The following is a 16,261-nucleotide window of genomic DNA, read 5'->3' as shown; positions in this document are numbered from 1 at the left end:
ATGAGATCTATACAACAAGGAAAAATAAACCAAGCATTCCTCATCGCCCTCATTATTGGGGTGACGATAGTTATCGGGATTTGGATTTTTTTCAAAGATAATAAGAAAACAGCAATTGTTGAGAGTGAAGAGCAAGCTGAAATGTCGAATGGCGCAGAAGCTGAGCATGCAGAAGAAGATGAGATTGAACTCACATCTAAACAGCTAGTCGAACATAGTATAAAAATAGAATCAGCTCAATTAGGTGCAATTCCGCGATACACAAACTTGCCTGCAAAATTGATGGTAAATACAGATCAACAAGCGCATATTTCCCCTAATTTTGCTGGTCATGTTGAACAAGTGAATGTAGCACTGGGACAAGAAGTAACTAAAGGTCAAGTACTTGCAGTATTAAGTGTCCCAGAGCTCATTGACCAACAAGCGAATTTGAGAATGGAGCAATCCAATTTAGATTTGGCACGCCAAGATTTGCAACTTGAACAACGGATGTGGTCGCAGGGGATCTCCGCAAAACAGGATTTGCAACGTGCTGAAAATGCATATCGTCAAGCACAAATCACAGTGCAAAGTGCCAATGCACGTTTACAAGCTTTGGGAGCTTCAGCAGGTTCTAATGGTCGTTTTACCATTCGTTCGCCTATCTCGGGCGTGATCAGCCAAAAAGACATTGTGGTGGGTGAAAATGTGCAACTTGCAGATCAGATTTTCATCATCGAACAATTAAAAGATTTATGGCTCGAATTTGTGCTACCTGCAGATGCGAGTAATCAAATTGGTGCACAACAAAATATTCAATTCAAATCTTTACAGTCAGGTCAGACTTATACAGCAGTTGTGCAATCGTTAACGTCGCAAGCAGATGCGCAGACTGGTCGCTTGATTGTTCGCGCTAAAGTTCAAGGAAAGGCAAGTGAGTTAAGGCCAAATTTGATGGTAAATGTTGAACTTCAAAGACCTGATGCATCGAATGTATTACGCGTTGCAAAAAATGCAGTGCAACAAATCGGGGGTAAATCAGCAGTATTTATTGTTACAGAACAAAAAAATGGAAAACTCCACTTTAAAGCGCAACCCATTGAAGTAGGTGAAATGTCTTCAGATGGTCAATGGGCAGAAATTAAGTCTGGTCTTCAGACGGGGCAAAAATATGTCAATCAAGGCAGCTTCTTACTGAAATCGGAGTTAGAAAAAGGAGAAGCTGACCATGGGCACTAATCATGACATGCCGAAGGCTGAAGGGCTATTTGAGCGAATTATTCAGTTTTCAATTCAACAAGCGATTTGGATCATGCTGTTTGCTTGTGCTTGGATTGCTGTTGGTGTTTATAGTTATCAAAAATTGCCAATTGATGCAGTTCCAGACATTACCAATACACAGGTTCAAATTAATACCCAAGCCAATGGATTTACTGCGCTCGAAGTTGAGCAACGCATTACGTATCCAATTGAAAATGCCATGGCGGGGATACCAGATCTTGAATTAACACGTTCGATCTCTAGGTATGGTTTATCTCAGGTCACCATTGTCTTCAAAGATGGCACTGATATTTACTGGGCACGTCAACAAATTAATCAGCGTGTGCAAGAGGTTCAATCCGAATTACCTGATGATATCGCACCTACCATGTCTCCAGTATCTACGGGACTGGGTGAAATTTATCAATGGGTATTAAAAGCAGACCCGAAGGCTAAAAAGCCTGATGGTGCTTCATACACAGCAATGGATTTACGCGAAATTCAAGATTGGATCGTGCGTCCACAATTGCAACGCGTAAAAGGCGTTGCTGAGGTGAATAGTATTGGAGGATTCAATAAAACATATGTTGTTTCGCCAGACTTGAATCGTATGCAACAACTACAAGTCAGTTTGACGCAACTTCAACAAGTACTTACTGAGAACAATGAAAATCGTGGAGCAGGATTTATTGAAGATGGAGGTCAACAACTTACAGTACGAGTTCCTGGAACACTGAATACGATACAGGATATTGAAAGTACAACGGTGGTTACCTTAAATGGAAATCCTGTCCGTGTTTCAGATATTGCTTCAGTGTCGATTGGACATGATCTTAGAACAGGCGGAGCGACCTATAACGGAGAAGAAACCGTACTCGGCATCGCCATGATGATGATGGGTGAAAACAGCCGTAGTGTTGCACAAGCTGTTGATCAAAAAATTCAAGAAATTCAAACCACACTGCCCGAAGGCGTAAAAATTGAAACTGTTTACGATCGTACCACCTTAGTCGAGAAAGCCATTAAGACAGTTCAAAAGAACTTAGTCGAAGGGGCGATTTTGGTGATTGTGATTTTATTCATTTTCTTGGGAAATATTCGAGCAGCTTTAATTACAGCATGCGTGATTCCACTTTCGATGTTATTTACATTATCAGGTATGGCACAGCAGAAAATTAGTGCCAACCTTATGAGTTTAGGTGCGCTAGATTTCGGAATTATTGTAGATGGGGCGGTGGTATTTGTCGAAAACTGTATTCGCCGATTAGCTCATGCCCAAGAACAGTTAAGACGACCTTTAACACGTTCAGAGAGATTTAAAGAAGTATTCCTTGCTGCTCGTCAAGCGCGCCGTCCTTTAATTTTTGGTCAAACGATTATTTTAGTGGTGTACTTGCCCATATTTGCTTTAAGTGGTGTTGAAGCAAAAATGTTTCACCCTATGGCACTCACCGTAGTATTAGCTCTTATTGCTGCGATCATTTTATCCATTACTTTTGTTCCTGCTGCAGTGGCTTTATTTGTAACAGGTGAAGTAAAAGAAACTGAAAGTAGATGGATGTTATGGTTAAAGAAAAAATATCTAAAAGCATTAGATATGACTTATTTATATCGAATGGTCATGTTAACACTCGCAGTTAGTATTTTGGTTTTAACAGGGTTGTTGGCGACACGTCTAGGAAGTGAATTCGCACCGCAATTAAGCGAAGGTGATTTTGCTATTCAACAAATGCGTTCACCCAGTACCAGCTTAGAAGAATCATTAAGAATGCAGGAAATGACTGAGAAACTTTTGCTTCAAAATTTTCCAGAAATTAAAAATGTTTTCGCACGAACGGGTACTGCTGAAGTGGCTACAGATGTGATGCCACCCAATATCTCAGATGGATTCATCATGTTGAAACCTCGCCAAGAGTGGCCGAATCCCAAAGAAAGCTTAGATGATTTAAGGTCACGTATTGAAACTTTTTTGGAGACTTTGCCTGGTAACAATAGTGAATTTTCTCAACCCATTGAATTGCGTTTTAATGAGCTCATTTCTGGAGTCCGCAGTGACATAGGTATAAAAATTTTTGGCGATGATATGCAGGTGTTAAATAATGAAGCTGCCAAAATTGCCAAGATTGTGCAAAAAATCAGTGGCAGTACCGCAGTCAAAGTAGAACAGACTTCAGGTTTACCCTTATTAAATATAGACGTAAATCGTTCTTTAGCAGCGCAATATGGTCTTTCGGTTCGTGAAATACAAAATTTAGTCGCTTCAAGTATCGGTGGTCAACAAGTCGGTGAAATTCTACAAGGCGACCGCCGTTTTGATTTTGTTATTCGACTTACTGATCAAGATCGGACAGTCATGGGGATTGCACAATTACCCATACAACTCCCCAATGGTGGGACAGTAAGACTGGCAGATGTGGCTACAGTTTCAAATATTGATGGTATGAATCAGGTGAGTCGTGAAAATGGCAAGCGTAGGATTATTGTGACGGCAAATGTTGAAGGGCGAGATCTTGGTTCATTTGTCCAAGAGTTGCAATCTAGCCTCACGACATATGCATTACCGAGCGGCTATTGGATTGAGTATGGTGGGCAGTTCGAGAATTTGGCATCTGCCAAAGCTAGAATGACTATCGTGATTCCATTGGCTTTGATTACGATTTTTATCCTGCTGATGGCTGTATTCAAAAATATAAGAGAAAGTTTATTGGTCTTCACGGACGTACCCTTTGCTCTCACGGGGGGAGTCTTATTTTTATGGTTACGTGATATTCCCATCTCAATGTCTGCGGGTATTGGTTTTATCGCTTTATCAGGTGTCGCTGTTCTGAATGGACTGGTTATGTTGACCTTTATTAAGGAGCTAAGAAGTGAATACAGTTTAAAAGATGCCATTTGGCAAGGTGCAATGTTGCGATTACGTCCTGTGCTGATGACTGCTTTTGTGGCGTCTTTAGGATTTGTTCCAATGGCGCTCGCTACAGGTACGGGTGCCGAAGTACAGCGACCGCTTGCGACAGTGGTTATCGGTGGAATTATTTCATCCACCATACTGACGCTACTACTTTTACCTGTATTGTATAGGTGGATGAATCAAGCAAAAGCAGAACAATAAATTAAACAATAGCATTACGTATATGAATCAGATTCTCTCGTTGTTTTACGTAGGGGATCTGATGAGGAGTATAAAATGGGTAGTTCGCATAATCATGATCACAGTCATGTGGAGGTCAGTAAAGACAACGCAAAGAAACTAACTTTTGCTTTAGCCTTAACCACGACATTTTTAATTATTGAAGTTGTTGCTGCATTTATTACTCAAAGTTTAGCTTTGCTGTCAGATGCTGCACATATGTTTACTGATGCTGCTGCTCTAGCCATCGCGTTGGTTGCAATTAAGATTGGTCAAAAGCCTGCAGACAATAAGCGAACTTTTGGTTACCAGCGATTTGAAATTTTGGCAGCACTATTTAATGCGGTGATGTTATTTATCGTTGCAATTTATATTTTGATAGAAGCGATTCATCGATTAAGTAATCCTCCTGAAATTCAGAGTGTTGGAATGATGATAGTCGCCGTCATTGGCTTAATCATTAATTTAATTTCGATGAAGATTCTTTTTTCGAGTAGTAAAGATAGCCTCAATGTCAAAGGGGCATATCTAGAAGTATTAAGTGATGCACTTGGTTCTGTAGGTGTGATCATCGGTGCTGTGATTATTTATTTTACAGGCTGGGTACTTATTGACACGATTATCGCAGTCCTGATCGGATTTTGGGTCTTACCACGTGCTTGGATTCTCGCCAAGCAAAGTGTAAATATCCTACTTGAAGGTGTGCCTGATGAGATTGATATTGAAAAGCTCCGTACAGATTTATTATCGCTTGAAGGAGTTAAGGACATTCACCAATTAAAAGTTTGGGCGATCACATCCAAAAAAGTCATGCTCACAGTTCATTTGGTTGCACCGAATGTCGATCCTAAACGTTTACATCAACAAGCTTTTGAAATGTTAAGTCATGATCACCATATTACTGAAATGACCTTGCAGATAGAAGATGATGCATATCACCATGAACTAGAACATCAGCATTAAAAAAAGCCCCGAAAAGCGCTTTTTTACATATAGAGAATTTAAATTGATCTACACAGATTCAAGTGTTGCGGTTTGGGTTGAAGTGTGCAGCCCATTCGTTGATGACTTACGGTATTGAGCACCACGATGATCATCTGGAAGTAATGGTCCATGACCAAACAACTTTTCTCTCAGTGTCCCCTTGGTATATTCTGTAGGGTAAACACCGCGACGTTGTAACTCAGGAACGACGTATTCGACCACGTCTTCAAAAGATTGATGTGCCAAAATATAAGCCAAATTGAATCCATCAATGCCAGTTTCATCCACCCATTCTTGAAGACGATCGGCTACTGTGCTTGGTGAGCCGACAATCACGGGGCCATTTCCACCTACACTGGTCCATTTTGCAATTTCTTCAATGGTCCAAACTTTATCTGGATCTGCTTCTACGTAAGATTGCAACATAGACTGAATGGCATTGGTATGAATATATTCAACCTGGTCTGTAGCTTTGAATTGTGAAAAATCTACACCAGACCACCCTGAAGCGAGTGTTAATCCACCATCATAACTACCGTAAGATTGATACTCTGCAAATTTAGCCTGTGCTTTTTCGTCAGTTTCATCGACCACAATCGCAAGCATCGTATAGATTAAAACAGCGTTTGGATCTTTACCTTCTTCAATAAGATTATGGCGAATTCCTTGTGCTAACTTTTTTACAGCAACTTTCGTTGGTGCAGATATAAATACGCATTCTGCATTTTGACTGGCAAATTTTTGTCCACGCTTTGATGCACCTGCTTGGTATAAAACAGGTGTGCGTTGCGGAGAAGGTTCACAGATATGAATACCTGGCACGCTAAAATATTTACCTTCATGTTGGATTGGATGAACTTTGGTGTGATCCGCAAAAATACCAGCGGCTTTGTCGCGTCGTACCGCATCATTTTCCCAAGAACCTTCCCAAAGTTTATATAAAACTTCCAGATACTCGTCTGCAATATCATAACGATTGTCGTGACTCACTTGGGTTTTTAAACCTAAGTTTTTAGATCCGCTTTCTAAATATGAAGTCACAATATTCCAACCCGCGCGACCTTTGGTGAGATGATCCAATGTGCTCATACGTCGTGCGAAGGGATAAGGATGTTCGAATGAAATAGAGGTGGTTACACCAAAGCCTAAATGTTGGGTGACTGCTGCCATTGCTGGAACAATCTGAATTGGATCATTCACAGGAACTTGAACAGCACCATTTAAAGCATGTTGAGCCGATTGATGATACACATCATAAATACCCAAAACATCTGCAAGAAAAATACCGTCAAAAATACCTTTTTCTAATATTTTTGCTAAATCAGTCCAATATTCCAAATCTTTATATTCTGTAGAGCGATCGAGCGGATGACGCCATAAGCCTGGGGACTGATGTGCAATGCAATTCATTTCAAAAGCATTAAATCGTATATGTTTAGTCATAATGAAAATATAAAATAATTAAATGTTTATATTCTGATTATATGAAATATCATACTTATTATTTAATGAGAAAAACTGCAATATACATAATAAAAAAATAAATGATTTGATTATGTTTGAAATCAGATTAGTAAATAAAATAATCGTATAAAAAATTAAAATAATTAGTGCTAATTTAATTTTATTCAATTTTTTTTGAAGAGAATAAAATGACCGCACAAATAGATATAAAATTGCATGAAGCTGAAATTTCAAAAGAATTCTACCAAATTCATCAGCCAGCGCATGTGATTAAGACAGATCAAGAAGCGATTCAAATCGCACAACAGCTCGCTGAAGATTTTGCAAAGGAAGCCTCCATTCGTGATCATGAACGCCGTTTACCTTTGAGTGAAATTAACAAGTACTCTCAATCAGGGCTTTGGGCAATTAACATTCCAAAGCAATATGGCGGTGCAGGAGCGAGCTACAAGACTCTCGCTGAAGTTGTTAAAACCATTTCTAGCGCTGATCCATCACTAGGTCAAATCGCACAAAATCATTGGGTGTTTCTAGAGCATATCCGTTTAGATGCCACCGAAGAACAAAAACAATTCTTTTTTAAAGCAGTACTGGGTGGAGAGCGTTTGGGGAATGCTTTCTCAGAAAAAGGGTCTAAGACGGTTGCCGATCTCACCACAAAAATCGAATTTGATGCTTCTGGCAATGGGATTGTGAATGGACAAAAATTCTTTGCGACTGGAGCTTTACTGGCACACCGCATTCCAGTTGTTGCGATTGATGCTGAAGGAAAACCATTTGCTGCAATCGTGCCACAAGGGACAGAAGGTGTAAAAATTACCAATGATTGGAGTGGGTTTGGTCAGCGTACAACGGTCAGTGGATCAGTCGAATTAAACAACGTTAAAGTAGATGCAAAATATATCGTTCCAATTTATCAAGCTTTTGTAAGACCGACAGCAGCTGGAGCAATTTCTCAATTTATTCAAGCTGCTGTAGATGCTGGGATTGCACGTGGTGCGATTCAAGAAACGATTCATTACGTTCGTAACTTTGCACGTCCATGGATTGATTCAGGTTTAGATAAAGCAAGTTCAGATCCATATACCATTGCCAATATTGGTGAATTGAAAATTAAGCTGCGTGCTGCTGAAGCCGTTCTGGATTTGGCAGGATTAGCGATTGATTTAGCACTTGCTGAACCGATCGAAGATCATATTAATGAAGCAACATTGCTCGTGGCTGAAGCAAAAGTCTTAACGACTGACATTGCGATTTTAGCAGCGAATAAACTATTTGAGCTTTCTGGCACGCGTTCGACCTTATCAGAATTAAATTTAGATCGTTATTGGCGCAATGCCAGAACACACACTTTGCATGATCCCGTGCGTTGGAAATACAACATTGTAGGAAATTATTTTCTAAATGATGTCCCACCACCACGTCATCCATGGAGCTAAGGAGAAATTTATTATGACTATATTAAATCAGAATGAAGAACTTTCACTTGGTGCCAACTATGAAGAGGTTGCAGCAAAGTTTCGACCGATTTTTAAGCGGATTGCAGAAGGGGCCGTTCAACGAGAAACCGATCGTGATTTGCCTCATGAACAAATTAAATGGTTAAACGATGTAGGTTTTGGTGCATTACGTGTACCAAAAAAATATGGCGGTGCAGGTTTTACCCAACAGCAACTTTTCCAAATCTTAATCGAGTTGGCGACAGCGGATTCAAATATTGTGCAAGCTTTACGTGGACATTTTGCATTTGTCGAAGACCGTTTAGTGGCCCATAAAGATCAATCACAAGCGTTTTGGTTTAAGCGATTTGTAAATGGTGAAATCGCAGGAAACGCTTGGACAGAAGTCGGTAATGTTGAGATAGGCGACGTCATTACCCGAGTGAAACAAAATCAACAAGGCGAATATGAAGTTTCAGGAGAAAAGTTCTATTCTACAGGTACTATTTTTGCCGATTGGATTGATCTTTTTGCCTATGATGAGACCACTGATCAGCATGTGATTGCAGCGGTCTCAACTAAAGCTAATGGAATTAAAGTACATGATGATTGGGATGGATTTGGTCAAAAAACCACTGGAAGCGGGACGCTAAAAATCAACCAAGTGTCGATTGAACGAGATCATATTTACCCGTTTGATCAGCGTTTTAAATATCAAACAGCTTTTTATCAAGTTGTACATCTAGCAACACTGACCGGCATCGCATTTTCTGCGGTGGAGACCTTTAGTGAGGAAGTGCGTAAGCGTACTCGAATCTTTAGCCACGGGAATGCTGATCTTGTCCGTGATGATGCTCAGATTCTACAAGTGATTGGTAAGGCATCTTCCCAAGCATTTGCCAGTCAAGCCATTACTTTAAAAACAGCTGCAGCACTGGATGATGCATATTTAAGTCACTTTAATGCTTCATCTGAAAAAGATCATGAGATTAACCAAATTGCGGAACTAGAATCTGCTCAAGGGCAGGTAGTCATTTCAGATCTTGTACTTGATTTAACAACTAAACTATTCAATAGTTTGGGTGCTTCAGCCAGCGCTTCGTCGAAGCAGTTAGATCGTTTCTGGCGTAATGCAAGAGTTGTATCCTCACATAATCCGATTATTTATAAGGAGAAAGTGGTGGGTGCTTTTGTCGTGAATCAAACTGAATTGCCATTTGTATGGCAAATTGGTAATAGTCCTTTGGCGAAACACTTGAAAGCTCAAGTGGCTTAATTGATGTAATTTCGATGATGCTGCTAAGAAGGTCCTGTTAAGGACCTTTTTACTAGGTTCTTAAATAAGAGTCTAATAGCCTAAGCGATTTAGATAGATCACTTTAAAAAACACTAAAAAAAGACACTAAAGAATAGTGTCTTAACGATTTAAAGCGAGCTTAAGAAGCCTTATCTGTTTGCAGAAGCCCTGATTCATCAACTTTACCGATACGCCATTGATAAGGGGGCAACGCACCATTTACGCTAAAGTCTCCGACAATTCGATCTTTATAAATTCTTGGGTTGTGTGATGCGAGCGTACGAATATTTCGCCAGAAACGATCTAAAGCTAAGTTTTTATCAGTGGCTGATGCTCCTAGAGCATCAAAAATGATGGTCGAAGCATTTAATGCAAGTGTGGTGATAATGGTTTGAGATTGAGCAACCTCTAATTCTGCTATGGCATTTTGATCTGCTTCGAGTTGTTCATTATCATTCAACCCAGCTTCAAAAGCACGTTGTATAGCCTGTGCATTTTTTTCAATAATTGCTGCAGTGGTGTACGCGACACCACGAATTTGACCCACCACTTGTAGGATTTGAGCATCATTACGGACGAAGGAAGCATTGGCATGCGTATAATTTCTTTCACGTTTATAAACCTCAGCTGATACTTCATAGCTTGCTGCTCTTGTAAGCCCTGAAATAATTGCCAATTGAATCAGTTGATAGAATGCTGCTGAATATTTAAAGCGCTGTTGGTCTCCGATGACATCTTGTTGATTCACAACAACATCAGTGAACTTAGTAGTACCACTTGCTGTAAGAATTTGACCAAAACCATTCCAGTCATCCACAATCTCAACACCTTCAGCATGTCGAGGGATTAGAATACTGGCTGATTCTCCATACAAATCAGTAATACCCACATCAATCCAGTCTGCATACAAGCTTCCTGTGGTATAAAATTTTTGTCCATTCAATATCGTGCGTCCCTCAGCATCTTTGGAAAGTCTCGTTTTAAATTCATGAATGGACTCATTTCCACCTTCAGACCATGCGCTTCCAATAATTTGACCTTGAGCCACTCTAGGAAGCCATATAGATTTAAACTGTGGGTCGCGGCTGAGCAGTAAATCTTCCACAAAGCCAAAATGTACGCGAAGTGCCTGCGGTAAATTTGCATCAGCTTCGGAAAGTTCGATTAATAGATTAAATAATTCTGGAATAGTTGCATCAAATCCACCTTGCGAACTGGGTAAGCGAAGTCTCGTAAAACCGATGTCTTTTAACCATTGAATCTGTTCAAAAGCTAAAATTCGCTTTTCTTCGCGTTCTGATAGCGAAGCTTTGATTTTTTCAAATGTTGGTCTAAATAACGAGGCGAGGCTTTCATAACGTGAAGATGGTCCTTGTCCCCATACAGCATTAATTTGTGTGGTCAGTGCGCTGGGACGGTGTTGTAATGCAGTTTGAGTTTTTAAATTAACGATATTCATAATACTCAGTCTTTATTTTAAATTAAAATAAAATAATAGCGCTTATAAAATGGGTGAAAATCGATTTATTGTGATATGTAAATATAATATATTGGATTAATAAAAAATTAGATATTATCTTAAATAAAGAAAATGATATTCAATAAAATGAATTGAGATATAATAATATTGTGATTGAAAAAAGGATTTAAATTAAATGATTAAAGATTTTAAATCGAATACTTATATTTGTGATGATCATGTCATAGATACGATTTATTGGTTGATGCACCACCAAGATAGTTATGATCGGTTTGAGTTTGATGCATTTAGTCAAAAAATAACGGTACACCATGCCAATGGAACAGATGAAATTAAGCCGGGACAGTATCTTAATGCCAGTTATGGCATATTGATCACATCATAAAAAACCGAAGCAAAGCTTCGGTTTTTAATTAAGCGAAGCTTTGAAATTAACTTGCCATTGCATCTATAGTCAGCTCTGATACAGTCGGCTTCGCTTTTTCTGCTTTTAGACCTAACTTATCGAATAACTGCTTATCTTTGCCTTCACCAGCATTAGGTGTCGTTAAAAGCTTTTCACCTGAGAACAAAGAGTTAGCACCTGCCATAAACGCTAAAGCTTGATCAGAATCAGAAAGAGATTCACGACCCGCTGAAAGTCTTATATAACTTTTTGGCATGATAATGCGCGCTACGGCAATAGTGCGAATCCATTCAGTCACATCGAGTTTTTCAACATCTGCTAAGGGTGTGCCTTCGATCGGTACAAGCATGTTGATTGGTACCGATTCTGGATGAATAGCTAAGGTCGCAAGTTCATGTAATAGACCAATACGATCTTGAGTATCTTCACCTAAGCCAACAATTCCACCGCTACACACTTTCATGCCTGCTTGGCGTACAAAGTCTAAAGTATTTAAACGATCATCATAAGTGCGTGTGGTAATCACATTTGGATAGTACTCACGAGAGGTATCTAAATTGTGATTGTAATAATCTAAACCTGCTTCTTTTAAACGTTCCGCTTGTGATTGATTGAGCATCCCTAAGGTCATACAAGTTTCAAGTCCTAGGGCCTTTACCTCACGTACCATTTCAAGTACATAAGGCATATCGCGTTCATGAGGATTTCGCCATGCAGCACCCATACAAAAACGAGATGATCCAGAAGCGAGAGCTTCTTTGGCTTCATTAATTACTTTTTCAACAGCAATTCTTTTTTCGGCCTCAAGTTTGGAATCATAACGTGCAGATTGAGAACAGTATTTACAATCTTCAGGACATTTACCCGTTTTGATCGATAGTAATGTGCTGACCTGAATGGTATTTGCATCAAAGTATTGACGATGCACGCGTTGTGCTTCGAAAACTAAGTCCATGAAGGGTTGTTCATAGAGTTTTTGTATTTCTTCACGCGTCCAATCATTGCGTACTTGCATAATTTATCCATCAATTAAAAAGCTACTTATTTGATCATACTGTAATTTTAATAATGCAAAATCGTAAAATATGACAATAATGACTCAAAAAAATTATCAAATTTGCCAACTCAATAGAAATTAATCATTGTGGATTTAGTTACAAACTTGACTATTTTTATGCGTTTTTCGCCGCAGAATTATTTTTTGGGAACTTGATGTTGAGAACTTGTTGCTAACGTGTGCTTAAAATTTCAGATCATGCTCAAAATGGTGATTTTGTCTTGTCAAGTCATCTTGGAAAAGTAGTGTTAATTGTTTCTTTTTGAGTGTTGTTCTTGTACTGCCCAGTCAATATGGATTTGCACAATCTCACTAGACTGATTTCTTTTTAGTATCAATTGCTCAATATTGTTTGGATGATACGGTGCATTCCCGATTCCAATCGCAATATTCCGCATAAAGCTTTCATAGCCTGTTCTACGCAGTGGACTGCCTTCTGTGTTGGCTAAGAATGTTGCTTCGTCCCATTGCCATAATTCTATTAAAGAAAGACGATCCAGCCCATGACGGGGATGGAAATCAGCAACCGTTGTGGTTTGTGCGAAACTATTCCAAGGACAAATCAGCTGGCAATCATCACATCCAAATACGCGATTACCTATGCCACGGCGTAGTTCTTCAGGAATCACGCCTTGGTATTCAATGGTCAGATAAGCAATACATTTTCGGGCATCTAATTGATATGGCGCTACAATCGCCTGCGTTGGACAAATATCAATACATGCTGTACATGAGCCGCAATGTGCACTGGCAGGCTCGTCAAAGGGTAATTCAAGAGAACTAAACAGTTCACCGAGTACAAAAAAGGAACCCGATTTTTTGTGGATGAGCAGGGTATGTTTACCTGTCCAACCCATACCAGCAGATTCAGCGAGTGATTTTTCAAAAATAGGGGCTGAATCGGCGAAAGGTCTTGATTCAAACGGACCGACTTTTTCACGAATAAGGTTTGAAAGTGTTTTTAATTTACCGCGCATGGTTTTATGGTAATCCCGTCCGCGTGCATATCGCGCAATAACGGCAGAATTAGGGAAATCAGGTACTGTTCGAGGTTGAGGTCGTTCAACCAAATAATTCATTCTGACGCAGATAATACTTTTTGTATGGGGAACCAACAGTGTTGGATTAGCACGTTTTTCCAAATTTTCTTCGAGGAACTTCATGTCACCATGAAATCCTTGATCTAAATATGCTTTTAATCGAGGTAATTCATCTTGAGCATCAGGTCGGGCAATGACACAATCAGCGAAGCCCAGTTCCAATGCTTGAGATTTAATCCAAGCTTTAAGCGCATGAGGATCAAATTGCTGTGTTGGAATACGAGCTGGTATAGATGAGAGAGATTGAGTCATAAATAAAAAAAGGAACGATAATGCATCAACAAGTTTATCACAGCAGTGAGATACAAGCTTGGGAACAGCGCTGGTTTGACGATCAAAATAGTGCTTTTGGTCTTATGCAGCAAGTTGCTTGGATGATGGCACAAGAAATCATCACAATTCTTCAAGGTATTGAAAAAAAGAAAATCCGTATCGCAGTCTGCTGCGGCAAAGGAAATAATGCAGGGGATGGTTATCTTGTTACGTACTATTTAGCACAGCACTCTTTATCACGACATTGTTCATTCAACCAAAATCTAGAAATCGATATTTTTTCTTTTTCACAAGTCGATCATCACTCGGCTGACTCCTTGCAGAGTGCTTATAAAATGAGTCAATCCATACCACTTAAGCAGTTCACCGATCTGAACCATTGTAAGGGTTATGATGTCTATATTGATGCATTATTTGGAATTGGAATTAATCGTACTTTAAGTGAAGACTGGCAGAGAATTATCCATCATATTAATGAGCAAGACGGCGTCAAAATTGCGATTGATATGCCGAGCGGTTTAGATGCAAATACAGGTCAACCATTACCAATGGCTATTCATGCTCAGCATACGCTTACCGCACTCGCATATAAGGTAGGGCAATTTGTAGGGCGTGCACAGGATTTTATAGGACATCTAAAACACATTCCCATTTTACCATGTGACTCAGATTTAAAACCTGTGGCCCGATTAAGCCCAGTCAAAACAATTTTGCCGCGACGACACTCTACAGGACATAAAGGAACGTATGGGCATGTGCTCGTGATTGGCGGTCATGCACAAATGGGAGGTGCGGTGATTATGGCGGCTGAAGCTGCATTTGCCGCTGGGGCGGGTAAAGTCACGATCGTGTGTGATGCTAAACATCATTCAGCAATTTTGTCACGATCTCCCAATGTAATGGTGCAGGATATTAATCGTTTCGATCCATCACAACGAAAAAATTTGCTACAGCAAGTCGATTCGATTTGTTTTGGAATGGGGTTGGGACGTGATGATTGGGCAGCTGAGCAATATGATCAATGGATGAGTATTCTGTCCTCTACGAACAAACCGACTGTACTCGATGCTGATGCATTGTGGTTCTTATCTGAAAAGCCCATTCGACTCAATGAGAGAACTTACGCAACGCCACATCCTGGTGAGGCTGCAAAACTTTTACACTCTAGCGTGGCGGAAGTTGAGCATGACCGCATCAAAGCAATTAAACGATTACAAACACTGTATGCTGGTGAATGGGTATTAAAAGGTGCAGGAAGTTTAACGATTGACGCGCAGCAAACCATTTGGATTTGCACCCAAGGTAATCCAGGAATGGGTACAGGTGGAATGGGGGATATCCTTGCAGGAATGATTGCTAGTCTTAAAGGACAATTGTCTAATTCCATTCAACTTCATGAAATTGTTAACTTACATGCCATGGCAGGTGATGTATTGGCTCAACAGGGTGAACGTGGTTTGTTAGCTCAGAATATGGCTCAAGCGATTTATCAAATAGTAAATCTAAAATAAAATTCAGGGATAGATATGCGATATTTAAAATTAACGATACAAGGTCTTGTTCAAGGGGTCGGATTTCGTCGCTGGTTTATGGAACAAGCCTTAAAGTTGCATTTAACTGGTTACGTTAAAAATATGGATAATGGGGATGTGGAAGCTATCATTGTTGGCACATATAAAGATGTAAATGACATGATCAAACTGGCCATGGCAGGGCCTCATAATAGTAAAGTTAAGCAAATCTTCTATGAAGACTTAATTGACATCAAAGAGCGTGATTTCGATAACTTTCAAATTCGCCAATAAGTGCATTGAGTGTCGAGAGACTTTTAACGTCGACGACTACTGCTGCGGCTTCGTCCACGTGCCATTCCACCTAAAGCATTTAAGACAGCCAATTTACTCATACTGCCAGAGGCATGTGCATGGCAAATTGCTGCGGCAAGTGCATCTGCAGCATCGGCTTGTGGTTTAATACTTAAATTAAGTATGCGCATAACCATCATTTGAACCTGTTCTTTATCAGCAGCGCCATAGCCAACAACAGATTGTTTAATTTGACGCGCAGTATATTCAGCCACTTGTAGATCTAAATTGACCAATGCCGCTATAGCTGCACCGCGTGCTTGACCAAGTTTTAAGGCAGAGTCAGGATTGACCGCCATAAATACCTGTTCCACAGCAGCTTCGGTAGGACCATGAAATTTAACGATTCTTTCAATGCCTGAAAAAATTCGTTTTAGACGCTCAGGCATGTCAGGTGTTTCAGTGCGAATTGTTCCAGCATCAACAAAAGTGAGTTTTTGCCCCTCTTTTTGAATAATACCGTAACCTGTTAGACGTGAACCAGGATCAATTCCGATAATTAATGACATTCCATGACTTTAAAAATA

13 protein-coding genes are annotated in these 16,261 nt (G+C 39.8%); 8 read left to right on the top strand and 5 right to left on the bottom strand.

Features of this window, described 5'->3' with window-relative positions:
• From BMW42_RS03425 to BMW42_RS03415, 3 genes are all read left to right on the top strand, one after another.
• The gene (locus BMW42_RS03425; protein WP_092766412.1) at positions 1 to 1,218 is read left to right on the top strand and encodes an efflux RND transporter periplasmic adaptor subunit; all 1,218 of its coding nucleotides are present in this window, start codon (positions 1 to 3) and stop codon (positions 1,216 to 1,218) included.
• Positions 1,208 to 4,351, top strand: a complete 3,144-nt coding sequence (locus BMW42_RS03420; RefSeq protein WP_092766411.1) for an efflux RND transporter permease subunit — start codon at positions 1,208 to 1,210, stop codon at positions 4,349 to 4,351. The genes BMW42_RS03425 and BMW42_RS03420 overlap by 11 nt, the downstream gene beginning before the upstream one ends.
• Positions 4,352 to 4,426: 75 nt before the next feature.
• Positions 4,427 to 5,332, top strand: coding sequence for a cation diffusion facilitator family transporter (locus BMW42_RS03415; RefSeq protein ID WP_092766410.1), 906 nt, complete (start codon positions 4,427 to 4,429; stop codon positions 5,330 to 5,332).
• Positions 5,333 to 5,380: 48 nt separating this feature from the next.
• On the opposite strand, the gene BMW42_RS03410 is transcribed toward BMW42_RS03415, so the two are convergent.
• The gene (locus BMW42_RS03410; RefSeq protein WP_092766409.1) at positions 5,381 to 6,796 is read right to left on the bottom strand and encodes an LLM class flavin-dependent oxidoreductase; all 1,416 of its coding nucleotides are present in this window, start codon (positions 6,794 to 6,796) and stop codon (positions 5,381 to 5,383) included.
• A gap of 209 nt (positions 6,797 to 7,005) precedes the next feature.
• Between BMW42_RS03410 and BMW42_RS03405 the strand changes: the two genes are divergently transcribed.
• A complete protein-coding gene (locus BMW42_RS03405) occupies positions 7,006 to 8,256 on the top strand; it encodes an SfnB family sulfur acquisition oxidoreductase (protein ID WP_092766408.1) in 1,251 nt (416 codons plus the stop codon).
• Between the two features lie 13 nt (positions 8,257 to 8,269).
• Positions 8,270 to 9,532 carry an acyl-CoA dehydrogenase family protein gene (locus BMW42_RS03400; RefSeq protein WP_092766407.1) on the top strand — a complete coding sequence of 421 codons (1,263 nt, stop codon included), beginning with the start codon at positions 8,270 to 8,272 and terminating at the stop codon, positions 9,530 to 9,532.
• Between the two features lie 160 nt (positions 9,533 to 9,692).
• Here BMW42_RS03400 and BMW42_RS03395 read toward each other — a convergent pair whose 3' ends face one another.
• Positions 9,693 to 11,012 carry an acyl-CoA dehydrogenase family protein gene (locus BMW42_RS03395; protein ID WP_092766406.1) on the bottom strand — a complete coding sequence of 440 codons (1,320 nt, stop codon included), beginning with the start codon at positions 11,010 to 11,012 and terminating at the stop codon, positions 9,693 to 9,695.
• Between the two features lie 196 nt (positions 11,013 to 11,208).
• On the opposite strand from BMW42_RS03395, the gene BMW42_RS03390 reads away from it, so the two are divergent.
• The gene (locus tag BMW42_RS03390) at positions 11,209 to 11,418 is read left to right on the top strand and encodes a hypothetical protein (protein ID WP_092766405.1); all 210 of its coding nucleotides are present in this window, start codon (positions 11,209 to 11,211) and stop codon (positions 11,416 to 11,418) included.
• Positions 11,419 to 11,464: 46 nt separating this feature from the next.
• Here BMW42_RS03390 and bioB read toward each other — a convergent pair whose 3' ends face one another.
• Together bioB and queG are read right to left on the bottom strand one after the other, a co-directional pair.
• A complete protein-coding gene (gene bioB, locus BMW42_RS03385) occupies positions 11,465 to 12,454 on the bottom strand; it encodes a biotin synthase BioB (RefSeq protein WP_035263808.1) in 990 nt (329 codons plus the stop codon).
• 290 nt (positions 12,455 to 12,744) lie between these two features.
• On the bottom strand, positions 12,745 to 13,848 hold the full coding sequence (queG, locus tag BMW42_RS03380; protein WP_035263807.1) for a tRNA epoxyqueuosine(34) reductase QueG: 1,104 nt from the start codon (positions 13,846 to 13,848) through the stop codon (positions 12,745 to 12,747).
• A gap of 20 nt (positions 13,849 to 13,868) precedes the next feature.
• Here queG and BMW42_RS03375 point away from each other — a divergent pair, with 20 nt between their 5' ends.
• Together BMW42_RS03375 and BMW42_RS03370 are read left to right on the top strand one after the other, a co-directional pair.
• Positions 13,869 to 15,380, top strand: coding sequence for an NAD(P)H-hydrate dehydratase (locus BMW42_RS03375; protein ID WP_092766404.1), 1,512 nt, complete (start codon positions 13,869 to 13,871; stop codon positions 15,378 to 15,380).
• Between the two features lie 15 nt (positions 15,381 to 15,395).
• The gene (locus BMW42_RS03370; RefSeq protein ID WP_092766403.1) at positions 15,396 to 15,674 is read left to right on the top strand and encodes an acylphosphatase; all 279 of its coding nucleotides are present in this window, start codon (positions 15,396 to 15,398) and stop codon (positions 15,672 to 15,674) included.
• A 23-nt stretch (positions 15,675 to 15,697) separates the two neighbouring features.
• On the opposite strand, the gene ruvC is transcribed toward BMW42_RS03370, so the two are convergent.
• Positions 15,698 to 16,243 carry a crossover junction endodeoxyribonuclease RuvC gene (ruvC, locus tag BMW42_RS03365; protein WP_035263804.1) on the bottom strand — a complete coding sequence of 182 codons (546 nt, stop codon included), beginning with the start codon at positions 16,241 to 16,243 and terminating at the stop codon, positions 15,698 to 15,700.
• Positions 16,244 to 16,261 lie beyond the last annotated feature (18 nt).

The organism is Acinetobacter sp. DSM 11652 (assembly GCF_900109815.1).
In the GTDB taxonomy this organism is placed as follows: Bacteria; Pseudomonadota; Gammaproteobacteria; order Pseudomonadales; family Moraxellaceae; genus Acinetobacter.
This window is presented reverse-complemented; position numbering and strand designations above follow the sequence as displayed.

Bases quoted from the DNA above. Each gene is read 5' to 3' on its own strand.
- BMW42_RS03420 (WP_092766411.1), top strand. From the start codon at position 1,208: ATGGGCACTAATCATGACATGCCGAAGGCTGAAGGGCTATTTGAGCGA.
- BMW42_RS03425 (WP_092766412.1), top strand. From the start codon at position 1: ATGAGATCTATACAACAAGGAAAAATAAACCAAGCATTCCTCATCGCC.
- BMW42_RS03370 (WP_092766403.1), top strand. From the start codon at position 15,396: ATGCGATATTTAAAATTAACGATACAAGGTCTTGTTCAAGGGGTCGGA.
- bioB (WP_035263808.1), bottom strand. From the start codon at position 12,454: ATGCAAGTACGCAATGATTGGACGCGTGAAGAAATACAAAAACTCTAT.
- ruvC (WP_035263804.1), bottom strand. From the start codon at position 16,243: ATGTCATTAATTATCGGAATTGATCCTGGTTCACGTCTAACAGGTTAC.
- BMW42_RS03410 (WP_092766409.1), bottom strand. From the start codon at position 6,796: ATGACTAAACATATACGATTTAATGCTTTTGAAATGAATTGCATTGCA.
- BMW42_RS03395 (WP_092766406.1), bottom strand. From the start codon at position 11,012: ATGAATATCGTTAATTTAAAAACTCAAACTGCATTACAACACCGTCCC.
- queG (WP_035263807.1), bottom strand. From the start codon at position 13,848: ATGACTCAATCTCTCTCATCTATACCAGCTCGTATTCCAACACAGCAA.
- BMW42_RS03400 (WP_092766407.1), top strand. From the start codon at position 8,270: ATGACTATATTAAATCAGAATGAAGAACTTTCACTTGGTGCCAACTAT.
- BMW42_RS03390 (WP_092766405.1), top strand. From the start codon at position 11,209: ATGATTAAAGATTTTAAATCGAATACTTATATTTGTGATGATCATGTC.
- BMW42_RS03405 (WP_092766408.1), top strand. From the start codon at position 7,006: ATGACCGCACAAATAGATATAAAATTGCATGAAGCTGAAATTTCAAAA.
- BMW42_RS03415 (WP_092766410.1), top strand. From the start codon at position 4,427: ATGGGTAGTTCGCATAATCATGATCACAGTCATGTGGAGGTCAGTAAA.
- BMW42_RS03375 (WP_092766404.1), top strand. From the start codon at position 13,869: ATGCATCAACAAGTTTATCACAGCAGTGAGATACAAGCTTGGGAACAG.